The organism is Weeksella sp. HMSC059D05 (genome assembly GCF_001809725.1).
GTDB lineage: Bacteria > Bacteroidota > Bacteroidia > Flavobacteriales > Weeksellaceae > Weeksella > Weeksella virosa.
The window spans coordinates 111,077-125,071 of sequence record NZ_KV798548.1; the positions used below are offsets into that span (position 1 = coordinate 111,077).

Genomic DNA, 13,995 nt, shown 5'->3' on the forward strand with positions numbered 1-13,995 from the left:
ATGAAAAATTCCGAGCGTTTCATTTCGAAATTGCTAGGAATAGAAAGTGTTGAAGTGAAGGATAAGCAAATCAACTTATCAGAAGACCAACGAGCAAAAGTAGAAGAGCGTCTTGGTGCTGAACAAACTAGAAAATTATTCGAAAAAATGAATGCCGAAATCAATGAGCAAATCGAGCAAGAAGAACAATCGAAAGCAATTGAAACAGTATTAGAAGAGTTGGAAATCGAAACCAATTCCGAAGAAGAAGAAATAGAGCCATCGGTAAACAAACAAACAGAAAAGGCAACAGCCGAAATAAAAAGATTGAAAGAAGAAAATAATATTATGGCAAAAGAATCTATTGGAGATGTTCCAGAATCTATCTACAAGTACGCGCTGAATCTTGTGGATTATGCAGAAAGAAAATTACCCGCACACACTGCAACTCATATTTTTGGGTCTATTCATTCGTACGATGCTTTCGAAAATCGTCCATGGAACCAAAGACTTAGAGATGGTTCTGCTAAAGCAACAACTTTTTCTGCTTCAGAAATACCAACTCTAGAAGGTGATGCAGAACATTTTGTGCGTCAGAACCCAACCGTTATCGAATCCCTTTTCCGTGATTACGAAGGTCTACCAAAAGAATGGGGAGTGCAAACAGGAATTGTCGATATGATCACAGATGCTGGTATATCTGTTGGCGAAATTGTTCAAGCTAGAAAAGATCATTGGGCACCAAAAAATAAATTCCTAATCAGCGTAGAGGCAGGAAAGGTATTCCCGAAACAAATCGATATCGAGTTTACAGGAGCCGAATTACAACGAATGGAAACTACATGGGTAAGAACAGTTCAGAATATGAATGGTTCTCATCCTTGGAAAATGTCTTTCATCGGATTCTTATTAGCAGAATTTATCAAACAACAAAGATTGGATGATAGACGTGCTCAAATCCTTGGGGTTTATGTTCCTACTCCAAACGGTTATGCAGGCAAGGCGGTTAATTCTCAAGATGGATTACTTTACCATTATTGGAAAGCAAGACATGTAGATTTCAAATACCGTCCTTTCAATATTGGATTACCTACACCAGAGAATGCGTATGATTACATTCATCAAATGATTGACTTGCTTCCAGAAGATGTAAGAAGTTCTTCAGGTTTGGAAATCCAACTTTCACCAACGGTATTGAAATGGTACAATGCGATTGCTGCATTGCGTTATAATCACATGTACAGCACCGATGAAGGAAAATTCAATTACAGTAAGTCACACCCTATCGACTATCCAAACATTATTTTCCAACCATTAAAGGATATGTCAAACTCTCTGTTCGTTGCAATTACTTATTCATTGAATACGGAGGTATTAGAGTATGACCCATCAGAAAAAGGAAAATTCACGGTTGGTCACGATAAGAGAGATACGTATCTATTCGCAGACTATCGACTAGGTATTCGATTGGTAAGAGTTGGTTTGAAATTGGCTGAAAATCATCCAGACAAATATTACGCTCAAATGGTATGGTCGAATGATGCGCCAATCTTTGATCCTAACTATAAAGTACCTGTGTACGACAACAAAAGCGGCGTATTAAGTTTGCGTTTCAACAACGTTCAGATTGAAGATAACTTCACCAACAACATTACCAAAATAGAAGGAGCAATCCCGGGTCAAGTAGTGAAAATTACTGGAAACAAAGATTTGGCCAGCGATAATGTTGTTCTGAAGAAAAATGATGATTTGATTCTAGAGTCTGATTTCAAATTGAAAACAGAAGGAACAATCACTTTGTTTGTACAAGCTGATGGAAAATTGAAAGAATTAAGCAGAACAGACGCAGCGCCAGTTCTAGAAAACAAAGAAGTTAATTTTGCTAGCAAATCTATCGATGCTAACGAAGGGAATATCTTCAGGTTTGTTGGCGAGGAAGAAACTACACTATCCGACATCCTTAATGGTGTAGATGAGAAAGAAATCCAAATCTTTGGCGGTAATGCGAAATTAACGATCGGTAATAATGGTAGCATCCACGCAGACGAGAATATTTCTCTAGATTCTGATGCTAATTTTGTGAAGTTAGTAAAAGTAGCTGATAAATGGTATGTGACTCAAAAAGGTTAGTCAATAAAGAAACTGCTCCGGCAGTTTCTTTTCTAAAATATATTTCATAACTCAAAAAATAAAATAAAATGTCAAAATACAGATTAGTAAGACCAAAAGGCAATTCTCCAGCCGGTGCAACAAAATTCAACTCAACTGGGTTCGGAGTTTTCAAAGATGATATTATTAGCTTCCCAACACGCGACGAAAATGGAATCCGATTGGTCGGTGATGTTGTGCTGAAGCCAGATGCTAAGTTCTTCGAGTTCTACCACACATCATCAAAAGCAGATGCATCATTCGAGGTAGAATCGGAACAAGATCTAATCAAAATTACGCCAAAATTCACAACACAACATCCGGGCAACTCGGTAGAGTCTCGAGAATTCTTAACCGCACATATGGGGCGTGACGTAATTCTTTTTGTTGGGCAATGTGATGAAGATGGATACGACGTAATTGGTGAGATATGTTTACCTTTGCAATTAGTACCGAGCCAAACAAATAATAGCGATGGGAAATTTTTCACACTATTATGGCAAGCACACGGCACAACAGATTTACTCAATGCGTTCTACGACGGTAACATTATCCGTAGTGAAGTCCCGGTATCATCTACAGCTTCTGTAAGTATAGACGGAGCCAAAAGTAAAGTTGTGCGTATTGCTCCAGCCAATGAAACGGCCAATATAGAGTTTACATTAGAAAATGTTAGCCACAACGACTCTATTACTATTGTAGGTTCTGGAGGAGAAAATCCACACACACTGAAAAGTGGCGAAACAGGCAGTGCTACCACTGTATTGAAGAACGGTACCGAGTGGTCAGCACTTAAAGATGCATCTATTACGCTGAAATATATAGACGGCGGAAGTAAGCAGTATCTTGTAGAAGTAGCAAGAGGTTAGTTTTCATATCACCTATTATTTAGAATTCTTGAGCAGTCGGATTTTTTCCGACTGCTTTTTTTTATAGATTTGTAAAAAAAACACAAATGGAAACGAATGAACTAGAAAACAAAGAGATTAAAGGTTGCTCAATTTCGTTAATTGGAGTAATCCTAGCATTTATTTATTTTATTATTCTTATGGCCTCAGACTCTCTCCCCTTCTACCCTTTTCTTATTTTTGCAGGGATAGCATTAATTGGAGCGGCAATATCGAGTTCTGCTAAATCGAAAATAGATAAAAAGAAACTAATTGAAAAAGGTATCGATCCTAGTAAATTTATGTATGCCGGTAAATATCTCTATGGCTTTATAGGGCAGAATGAACCAATAGACAGATTGGATGTTTTCGTAGGGGAAGATCGTTTATACTTCTATAAAACAAGACATGGCCAAATAAAAAAAGAAGAGTTTGTAGAGATCCCATTATCAGATATTCATAAGGTAAGCTTAGAGAATAAAACAACTATTCAATCTCGTGTAGGAGTAAAAAGATTGCTACTAGTAGGGATTCTAGCTTTTGCATGGAAAAAGAAAGAAAAAATGAATCTTATGTATTTAGTATTAGAAATAAATAACCCTAATATAGGCTCAGAAGTTATTCTAGAATTCGAAGGAAATACCGTAGATGGCGCTTATAAGCTTTATGATAGTATTAATACAAAACTTGTAGCATCAAAAAAATAATTACACTATTTACTTGCACATATGAAAATGTTTTTATTATCTTTGCTTCACCAATAGTTAATTATCGCATATCAATGTATCAAAACAAACTTAAAATATGGCAGGCGAATGGGTGTAAGTCCCATGACTTCTTAGCGATAAGACTGTTGGTAGCGACCTGCCTTTTTTTATTAAAAAAACCCAACAGTTATGTCAAATCAAGTAAGCAAATCTTTTAGAAAAGAATTCGCAAATTCATTAACCAACCTTTTCAGCACCAGTTCTCCAGAAGATATCCTGAACGCAATGGAGGGACTTATGTACGATTGGCTCTCAACCAACCACGCAGACGATGTAGAGTATAGAACGGACGTTTTCCTTACGGTAACCAACCTTATGCACGTAGTTAGAGCATTAGATAGAGATCCAGAAGAGTTAGTAGCATTCATCAAAAAAATAAAGAAAGATGACCTATAGAAACAACGTGTCAATCATCTCTATTCAAGGAATAGAAATTGACGAAGGTTCTCTTTGGAAATTCGATCCGAAACTCAATCTAATGATTCTCGTGGATGAAGACCAATACATAACCGCTAAGCCAAATGACAAACAATTTACCAAAATAGTTCTACTTTAATACAAGCCACTCAATCGAGTGGCTTTTTCATGTGTCAGCAGATTTTACCTTCTAATAAGAGATTTTGCAGAAAATCTGCAACATGGCAAAAAGAATACACGAAGAAGATATAAGAGTCAATATACTTATTGGGGATAATCAAGCACAACGAGAATTGAGAGACTTGGATGTGGCTACCAAAAATTATATAGAGACCAACAAAAATCTACGTAAAGAAAAAGCACAACTAGAAGCGGCTGGGAAAAAAGAAACGGCAGAATACAAGAGAATTACCGCCGAAATAAGACAAAACAACGCAGCTATAAAAGCCAACGAAGAGCGGATGAAATCGTTGAGAGGTGAAATCGGTATCAATGCTCTTACAATTCAGCAACTAAAAAAACACGCCAAGGATTTACGATTTCAGCTAGATCGTATGGTTCCAGGATCAGAACCTTGGAAAAAATTAAATGCCGAACTGCAACAAACTACTGCGAGATTGCGAGAGTTAGGCACAGCCGGTAGAGCGAAACAATCTACATTCTCTAGTGCGGCCAATTGGATGAATAAATACCAAACAATGATTCTGAGTGTAGCTGCTTCTATTACAGGACTCACCTACTCTCTCCAGAAATGGCTAGACTATTCCGGCAAACTATCCGATGCCAATGCCGATGTAATGAAAGTGACCGGGCTAACGGCTAAACAAATAGACGAGCTCAATGTGGAGCTATCCAAAATCAACACCCGTACATCTCGTGTGGAGTTACTTAGCTTAGCCGAACAGGCTGGTAGATTAGGGAAAGACTCAGTAGAAGACGTGGCGGGATTTGTAGAAGTAGCAAACCGACTAAAAGTAGCACTCGGCGACGATCTGAACGATACGCAAATACAAGAAGTAGGTAAACTTGTAACGACATACCGTGTCGGTGAAGAAACTGCAAAAGACTTCAATGGAGCTATGGAGGCTTTGGGTTCTGCAATCAACGAGGTTTCAGCATCAGGTTCCAATCAAGCTGGTTTCTTGGTAGATTATATGAGTAGGATGGCCGGTATTGCATCGCAAGCCAAAATTAGCTCAGCCGACAATCTTGGGTATGCTGCAACATACGACGAGCTAGGGCAGTCTGCCGAAGTTGCCAGTACAGCGATGAATAAGGTTGTTATGGATATGTTCAAAAATCCAGCAGAATATGCTAAGATTGCGGGTGTATCTATCCAAGATTTCAATAAACTTCTAGCCGAAGACTCGAATGCAGCAATGATTAAGTTTCTAGAAGGGCTCAAAGGCAACTCTGCAGGGATGCAAGAAATGCTCGTGAAAATGGAAGAACTAGACGCAGGAGGCACAAGAGGTTTGCAAGCACTATCTGCTTTGGCTAATAATCTTGACATTCTGAAAAGTCGACAAGAAACGGCTAACATTGCTATGCTAGAGGCTACATCGCTAGCAGATGAGTACAACATCAAAAATAATAATCTTGCTGCAATATTAGATAAGATCAAGAAGACAACGGCTGGGTGGTTCACGTCCGACACACTAGTAAAATGGCTAACAGAAAGTGTAAGTTGGTTTGCAAAACTTATCGGAGCAATTGAAGATACAGATCATAAAGGAGCACAATGGAGAAACAATCTTGTCCTACTAGCAAAGGTGGTTTCTGTTATTGTTGCTGGTCTTGTTTCTTACAAAGCCGCACTACAACTCGTTGCTATATGGACGAATAGGAATGCAGCAGGAACAGCTCTCTATAATGCTCAGTTGAAAATTAATCAAGCACTTACTGCTATATCAATTATAAAAACTGAACTCTATGCAGCCGCACAGCTATTGTTAGCAGGAAATGTGAAGGGAGCGATTGCACAAGTAAAGGCTCTTAATGCAGTTTTATTCTCTTCGCCATGGGGAGCTCTAATTTCATTATTAACTGCTGCAACAGCGGCGTTTTTCCTATTCAGAGATTCAGCGGAAGAAGTGAACGCAGAATTAGAGGTGACCAAAAAAATACAAGACGAAGTTGCTGATTCTACCGCTAATCATAAGAACAAGATAGATGCTTTACAGAAAACATTGAATGATGAAAATGCCACACTGGAGCAAAAACAAAAAGCACTGAAGATTCTGAAGTCTATTACGAATGGTTATCTAGATACTTTGACGCTGGAAAATATCAAAACCAATGAGAGTATCAACCTAATCAAAAGTTATATAAAACATATAGACGCATTAGCGAAAGCAAAAGCTGTGGTAGCTCTTAAAACAGAATTATATAAAGAGCATTTGAAGAATGAAACAAAAATAGAAGCGCTGAAAATAGAAAAGGATGCTACAACTAGAACCGGTAGAGGATTAGGTTCTGATGGTAAACTGCTTGGATTTGATATTGGTAGAAATAAGAAAATGATTGAAGATGAAATTAATAAAGCAACAACTCAGAACAATCAGATAAAACAACAGCTGGATGTTGCTACCAAAATGCAAGAAACACAAACAGATCTTATTAGAGGCCGAATAGCTTTCAACGAAGCAACATTGAAAAATCTCAAGGCAGATTCAGAAGAGGCTAAGAGACTAACTGCTATGATAGCAGGAGATACAAAAGAGTTGAACGCTCTTCTGGGTATAGAAGACGAGAAAACAACCAATATAACAGAAGTGTCTACCCCTGACCTTCCGAGAACTTCGACAGCTGGTAAAACAACTACCCAAACCAGAGCATCAAGAGGAAAATCAGATGCCGAGCGTGCAAGGGAGCAAGAAAAGCGAGAACGCGACCGCTATTATAGCGATTTACTCAGTCAGATTCAGAAGTCAGAAGAGGAAATATTGGCAATAAAACGTGAATATGAAGATCTGCAAATCGCAAGCCTAGATGATTATTTTGAGCGAGAAAGAGCTACGCTAGATATGCAACATCAAAGAAAAATAGAAGACCTTAGAAAACAACTTATCTCAGAAGAGGCTCTGAAAAACATCGATGAAGAAAAAATAAAAGCCACTAAAAAAGGAGATACCGAATTGGTTTCTGCTCTTGATAATATGAAGCAAACATTTCTAATCAAAAATGCAGAAATCAATGACCTAATCGCTCAACAGCAATTGAAATACAATGAAGACTTATTGAAATTAGGTCGTGAGTTTGAATTGAAATCTATTGATCAACTAACGAAAGGTGCTGATAGAAAAGTAAAAGAATTAGGAAGAAAACAAAGAGAAGAGTTAGCAGGAATAGAGAGTCTAGAAGATGCAAAGGAAATTCTTCGGAGAAGCAAATCTGAAAAAGAACTCGCTAGAATCACCACTTGGCAAGAAGCAAGAAAAGCTCTAGATGCACAGTATGAGAAAGAAACACTACAGCAACAGGAAGAGTTCTTGCGAGAGCAACTCCGCCAAATGGAAGATATTCTGCAAGGTGGTGTTTCTTCAGGTATCGACCTAGACTTACTTACAGATGAGCAAAAAGAAGAGTTCATAGAAAAGATAGAAGTGATTCGAGACGAACTCAATGAACTTTTGATCATTAAAAATAACTTGAATGGTAGAGGCACAGAAGATAGCGGAAGTAGTACACTTAATAAATTCAATGCAGATATCTTTGGTTTTTCGCCCGATGACTGGCAATTACTATATGAGCATATTGAGCAAGGTAGAATAGGTTTCGAAGAAGTTGCAGCTGCCATTGGATTAATGCAAAATGCGTATGCACAATACGCCAAATTGGTAGTCGCGAATGAAAATCGAAACTTGAGAATTTTCGAGGAAAACACAAACAGAAAAAGAAATGCTCTAGAACGGCAATTAGACCAAGGCTATATCAATCAAGTTACCTATAACGAAGAAGTTCGAAAGCTGGAAGATGCCTACAACAAACGCAAAGCAGAAATCGAATACAAACAAGCTAAAAGAGAGAAGCAAATGGCGTTGGTTTCAGCTATTATGGGGACAGCTTCTGCAATAACGAAAGCCTTACCAAATGTTATTCTTGCGGGTATTGTTGGTGCACTAGGAGGATTACAGGTTGCCATGATTGCTAAACAACCATTGCCAACAAAAGGTTATGAGGATGGATACTTAGATGTCATTCGAGAGCAAGACGGAAAGAAATTCAGGGCTAAAAAGGGTGGCATTGCTAAAACAGGTCTAGTTGATCGTCCAACGCACTTCTTAGCAGGCGAGCAAGGACAACATTTCCCGGAGATGATAATCGATGGGCCGACTTGGAAAAAAATGGACCCGGACCTAAAGTATGCACTCGCAAATGATATCCAAAGAGTGAAAGGTTATGAAGATGGTTATTACCCGAATGTTGCGTCAGCTGATAATGGAGAAATAAAAGCGTTATTGACATTGAATTATGAAGTTTTATCAGATATCAAAGAGAAAGGAATAGACGCAAGAGTTATTTCAGATTATAGGAATGCAGCCGAGATTGATAAAAGTCTAGAACGGTTGAAAAAATTCAAAGCAAAAAGAAATAAATAATGGCAAAAATTATAGGAGGTAAAGAAATTACCTATTACATACACACCAATCCATCTTCATTTGTTCTCAGTCAGACGGATAATACCCCATTAGAAAGAGAGATATCGATTAATACTTCTGCTTCTGCTATAGACCCAATAAAGGATGGAATTGTAGAATATAGAATAGAATATCAGGTTGGCACCAATGAGTATGGCTACGACCTTTTCAGTCTTCAGAATATTAATAGCTCTGTTAATTCTTCTGCTAATATATCAGAAACAATCCTTCTCAAAACAAACGATATATCAAACGTTCCTAATGGGAATTATACTGGCTATATCACAGTTATGTTGATGAGAAGAGAAAACAACACCTATTGGGAGATAGTCCAAACAAAAGATATAAGCATCCGATTAGCTATTTCGGCGCCGACTATCTATAAATTTGAGATTAATAAAACAGAAGATACTATCCACTACACAAGAGGTAATAATACTTCTACTATTGCAGAAATTAATATTAAGTCCGATACAGATTATACTATTACTGGGCCGTCTCATATTCTTGTCAATGGAGAGCCTTTACCCAAGAGGATCGATGCAGGAAATGTGAAACTAGAATTTTCGACAACTGCTTCAAACCAACTCATTTATGGTAATAATCAAGTTGATGTAGTTTTTAGAAAAGTAAATAAAATCCTAGCGTCGCTACTACTCAATGTGCTTGTTACCAATACCAATGAATTAGAGGTGTCGACAGATTATCTAGAATTTTCTCATCTAGAAGCTACAGGCTTTTCAGATTGGCAAACCATCACGGTTTATTCATCAGAATCTACGATTAATGTAGCAAAGCCCGATTGGTTAGAGGTTGTTTTGGATAATAAAATAGAGGGAATCCGATCCTATAAAATTCGTTCAATTACTACAGATGATATTTCGGTAGGATTTTATAAAGGATTCATACTATTCAGCGATAATAGACAGGATGCAGAAATAACGGTAGATTTTGAAATATATTCTTACTGGAACTCTGAGTTTGATAAAGAATTGCATTTCACCAAAGACAAAGATTTTCTGCAATTATCAGCCTACCAAAGAAACGAGAATAACTATCTGAAAATTGAGTTGAAAGGGAAAGTAATTGATGCGTTGAATAAGCGAATAGAGATTGAAAATGCCATTAATCTTTATTTTTTCGATAACAAAGCAAAATTCAATCTAGGTAATTACATTCACGATTATTATAATCTATTTACTAATCAAATCAATTACTTCAATTTTCATTCGAGCGAAACGCAACTGAAAAAAATGTATGATTTTGCCCGTTTCGAAATGAAGGTAACCGAATTGAACTATGAGACTAACGATGTGGTGTATTGGTACAATCTACCAGCACAATTCTATATGATGGGACACCGACCTAGAACATTGAACGACAACAATACGGGATTACTATCTAACCTAGAGGGGAAAATTTGTAGGGCAACATCAAAAGGAAAAGTATTGGTGCATTTTCTAGTAAAAGAGAGAAGCTCGCAATTGAAGATTTTCGTTAATTCAGAATTGGTAGAAGAAATAAGTGCTAATCAAGATGATAAGCTAGGAATCTACTCTCTCTATTACGACCTTTCAAAGCTAGATTTGGAGGCAGGAAACATCGTTCATATTAATATGGCTAATCAATCGGCAGTCTATCAGATAATACCAGAAACAATGTTTTCTAATCATATCCTCTACATTGACTATTGGGGTTTACCACAGATATTCGAGATGTGTGGGGCTTATAATTTTGAGCCGAAAATTACATACCATACGCATAGAAATAATGAGAATCATTTAGAAAACTTGGATTCAGAAAAAAATATAAGATTCAAATGGAACACTGGCTACTATTTCATTGATGATATCGTAAGGATTAATGAAATATTGAACTCAAAGAAATGCTGGATGCTAAGAGACGGAAATATGATTGAGATTATACCTGTTAGCGAAAAGTTCAGTATGATTGATAGTGCGAATTACTTATATAGTGAAGATTTGGAATTTGAAATAAACCAAAGTAGTTATGATGATTGTTTCACAAGTTGATGGACTCTTTCAGATTGACCTATCCAGCAAGAGAATTAATATTACAGAAGAAAATAATTGGTTCACTACTAATATTGTCAACGGCTATTCTCTACCAGAAGAGTTGCCCTATTCTATTGATCCCTTTTTTCTTCGATATAAATCGGATAATGCCGAAGATTATGAAACAGAATTTGATGTAATCTTCAATGACTTTGGCAAACTTCATTCTGCTAAATTCGAAATTATTTCTTTGTTCGATAATACATTCGAGTTTTCTCTATTCTATGGATTTGAAACATTTCCTAACTGGGAAAATAAATTAACGGAGTTGGATTTTCCACTGATAGCAACCAATAATATTCGGGAATATGCCAAAGAAATAAATTCGAAATTCTATCCAGAAGAAAATATATATTTCCCTTGCATACATACCGACCAGTATCCACAATCTGAGTTGAATTATGCTAATTTCAAAGGGAGTTTCAATTTGATGGAAAATGGAGAATTCGTAGAAAATACAATCGATGTAGAAAATAATGTGGTGTATAACCTCACGATTATTAGACCCAACTTATATTGGCTCTACCTGTTGAAAACCATCATCAATCAGGCTGGTTTTTCTCTATCAGGCGACATTGTCAATGATAAAAAATTAGAGAAATTACTCGTGGGTACTTCAAGAAAATATGTACAAACAGATCGTCCAGAATCTATAGAATGGATTATAGGTTTGGAGAGTTACATAAGAGAAGGGTTTCGTCATAGACTTGGCAAGGGTTGGCAGTATGGACGATGGGTTGCTGAGCAGGAGATATTGCATTTTGGTAAATTCAGAATGAGAGGGCTAATTCATAATTGGGGTAGGAAGCATCATGATGTTAGAGCATTCATCTACCTAGATGGTCAATTGATATTCTCTAGGTCTGGCAGACAGTCCTATGATGTCAATGTGGAGTTTACAACGAAGAAAGGAGGCTCTAAATTAGAAATATATGCTTACGATTATCATCGGAGTAGCGAGAAGGCAGAATTGAAAATTATACCAATTGAAGTCTATAACGAAGATGGCAGTATTATAGATTTCGTAATCGATTCTCAAGTAATAGATCTCAAGAATTCATTACCAGATACAACACAAGGAGAATTTATTGAAACCACTATGAAATGGTTCAATTATGACTTCACAGTAAATGGTAATAATGTAACGATGAATAAGGTAGAAAGGATTCTGCGAAGAAAAAGGGATGCCGATAATTGGGAGGACTTCGAGGCTCACTCAAAAGAAAGACGAACAGATTCTGGAGATTCTTTTTTGATAAAATTCAAAGACCAAGCTAATGAGAAATACAAGTTTCAAGAAGCTTTTATCTCAAAATCTGGAATTCAGACTGAAAACATAAAAATAAACGATAACACAGAAGAAATAATTATCAATGCTATTCCGTTACCCGTAACTTCAAGAAACAATCTTCTATCAGCAACCATTATCAATGATGATGATGCTATGATTTTCGGTATACTGAGAAATGATTCTACAACTACTAATTACACACTAGAAATGACAGATTTTCTAATACCAAATGTGTATGAAGTAGATTACAAAGCATTCTTACGATTCAGAATATTAACGTTGCAATACATGTGGCATTTCAATTGTTACACGACAGAACTATTAGATTTCGATATCAAAAAAGAAAAATTCTGTTATAATAATAATCATTTCGTCAAAAAAATAACAAGAGAAAAATACCTAGGGAAAGAAGAAGTTGATGTAGAAACATATCTCATTCGATAAGAAAAGAGGAGCTATTGCTCCACTTCCTTTTTATCATTAAAATCATTTCCTGAAAGAATCTCATCTAACTTGAAAATATGCTCATCTCTTTCATTTTGGCTTAGATGCACATATATCATGGTTGTTTTTATGTTTTTATGACCTAGCAATTTCTGCAACTTAATAACATTACCATCTGTCCTAACATAATTAGTTGCAAAAGAATGCCTACCAACGTGAAAGGATACCCTTTTTTTGATTCCAGCCTTCATTGCGGCACTCTTCAGATGATCCAAACTTCTTTGATAGGATATTTTTCTAGACCAATCCAAAGAATAGATGATTCTTTTCACTCCGGGAGTTACAGGAATACGCAATGGCTCTTCTGTTTTGTTCATTGTGAGGATTATTATATCGTTATGAATTTTGTTGAGATTAAAGTCCTCTAAGTCTTGATAACGCAAACCAAGAAAGCAAGAAATTAGGAATAATCCAAGAGCATGGAATTCTGGATAGGTCAAATTCCTTGGATACTGGAACATCTCCATTAATTTTCTAATTTCATAAATATTCAAGTCAACCCTATCAGCTGTAACCGATTTAATCTTAACATCATCTAGATCGATGCTGAGTTTAATGCCTTTTTTCTTTGCTTTTTTTAGGTATTTTTTTATTACGACAATATTCTTATTGATTGTGTTTCTAACATTTTTCAAATCATTTTTACAATAGTTTAAAAAGTCTTTGAAAAAATCTTCATCAATCTCGTAGAATAGTATTTGAGACTTCCACCCTCTTAGCTTGTTATAAACAGCACGGTTAGCCTTGACAGATCCTGGCTTCATTATTTTGGTCTCTCCATTAATTTCTCTATCCATAAAGTCAAGAAAATCAATGTAAGAGTTGTAATTTTTATACTCCTCAATGAATTTATCGAGTGTCAAAACATTTCCATCCCGTGAGTATTTGGTCTTGATGCTTAGAATTTTATTTTCTATTTCATCTAGAATTTCATTAATTCTAACATCTTCTCTAGAAACAGCTCTTAGTCGTTGTTTTTTCTCCAACCATCTGTTTGGATTGATATATACATCCTGGATAGCCTCTTTCACTCTTTTCCCGTCATGCGACAATTCGAGATACAAAACAACCTTGCCGTCTTTTTTCCGAACATAGTTGTGCAGAGTAAATTTATAGTTCATAGGGCGAAAATAGAATTTCCGTTCCCTTTTCGTTCCTATTAGGCTTGTTCGTGCCGTTAAAATCATGTTTCGTTCCATTTCAATAAAAGTTATAATGCTGGAAACCAATAACTTATATACTTTAGAACGATACTTTGTGATCGCGAAGGGATTCGAACCCCTGACC

9 protein-coding genes are annotated in these 13,995 nt (G+C 36.4%); 8 read left to right on the forward strand and 1 reads right to left on the reverse strand.

All coding sequences use genetic code 11. The annotated features are described in order from the left end of the window. The 8 genes from HMPREF2660_RS08730 (at position 1) to HMPREF2660_RS08760 (ending at position 12,648) form a co-directional block, all read left to right on the forward strand. A complete protein-coding gene (locus tag HMPREF2660_RS08730) occupies positions 1–2,109 on the forward strand; it encodes a hypothetical protein (protein ID WP_070486781.1) in 2,109 nt (702 codons plus the stop codon). Positions 2,110–2,177: 68 nt separating this feature from the next. Then, positions 2,178–2,996 (forward strand): hypothetical protein, encoded by an 819-nt coding sequence (locus tag HMPREF2660_RS08735; RefSeq protein WP_070486782.1) that lies wholly within the window; start codon positions 2,178–2,180, stop codon positions 2,994–2,996. Positions 2,997–3,082: 86 nt separating this feature from the next. Then, positions 3,083–3,721, forward strand: a complete 639-nt coding sequence (locus tag HMPREF2660_RS08740) for a hypothetical protein (protein ID WP_070486783.1) — start codon at positions 3,083–3,085, stop codon at positions 3,719–3,721. Positions 3,722–3,910: 189 nt separating this feature from the next. Then, positions 3,911–4,177, forward strand: a complete 267-nt coding sequence (locus HMPREF2660_RS08745) for a hypothetical protein (protein WP_070486785.1) — start codon at positions 3,911–3,913, stop codon at positions 4,175–4,177. Beyond that, positions 4,167–4,337, forward strand: coding sequence for a hypothetical protein (locus tag HMPREF2660_RS11000; protein ID WP_168160804.1), 171 nt, complete (start codon positions 4,167–4,169; stop codon positions 4,335–4,337). The genes HMPREF2660_RS08745 and HMPREF2660_RS11000 overlap by 11 nt, the downstream gene beginning before the upstream one ends. Before the next feature lie 82 nt (positions 4,338–4,419). After that, on the forward strand, positions 4,420–8,799 hold the full coding sequence (locus tag HMPREF2660_RS08750; protein WP_070486786.1) for a phage tail tape measure protein: 4,380 nt from the start codon (positions 4,420–4,422) through the stop codon (positions 8,797–8,799). Further along, positions 8,799–10,871, forward strand: coding sequence for a hypothetical protein (locus HMPREF2660_RS08755; protein WP_070486788.1), 2,073 nt, complete (start codon positions 8,799–8,801; stop codon positions 10,869–10,871). Before HMPREF2660_RS08750 ends, HMPREF2660_RS08755 begins: the two co-directional genes overlap by 1 nt. After that, complete coding sequence (locus HMPREF2660_RS08760) at positions 10,849–12,648, forward strand: hypothetical protein (protein ID WP_070486790.1); 1,800 nt, start codon at positions 10,849–10,851, stop codon at positions 12,646–12,648. Before HMPREF2660_RS08755 ends, HMPREF2660_RS08760 begins: the two co-directional genes overlap by 23 nt. An 11-nt stretch (positions 12,649–12,659) precedes the next feature. On the opposite strand, the gene HMPREF2660_RS08765 is transcribed toward HMPREF2660_RS08760, so the two are convergent. Next, the coding region (locus HMPREF2660_RS08765) for a site-specific integrase (RefSeq protein WP_221403273.1) at positions 12,660–13,995 on the reverse strand (1,336 nt) is incomplete at its 5' end.

Bases quoted from the DNA above. Each gene is read 5' to 3' on its own strand.
- HMPREF2660_RS08750 (WP_070486786.1), top strand. From the start codon at position 4,420: ATGGCAAAAAGAATACACGAAGAAGATATAAGAGTCAATATACTTATT.
- HMPREF2660_RS08730 (WP_070486781.1), top strand. From the start codon at position 1: ATGAAAAATTCCGAGCGTTTCATTTCGAAATTGCTAGGAATAGAAAGT.
- HMPREF2660_RS11000 (WP_168160804.1), top strand. From the start codon at position 4,167: ATGACCTATAGAAACAACGTGTCAATCATCTCTATTCAAGGAATAGAA.
- HMPREF2660_RS08735 (WP_070486782.1), top strand. From the start codon at position 2,178: ATGTCAAAATACAGATTAGTAAGACCAAAAGGCAATTCTCCAGCCGGT.
- HMPREF2660_RS08745 (WP_070486785.1), top strand. From the start codon at position 3,911: ATGTCAAATCAAGTAAGCAAATCTTTTAGAAAAGAATTCGCAAATTCA.
- HMPREF2660_RS08740 (WP_070486783.1), top strand. From the start codon at position 3,083: ATGGAAACGAATGAACTAGAAAACAAAGAGATTAAAGGTTGCTCAATT.
- HMPREF2660_RS08760 (WP_070486790.1), top strand. From the start codon at position 10,849: ATGATGATTGTTTCACAAGTTGATGGACTCTTTCAGATTGACCTATCC.
- HMPREF2660_RS08755 (WP_070486788.1), top strand. From the start codon at position 8,799: ATGGCAAAAATTATAGGAGGTAAAGAAATTACCTATTACATACACACC.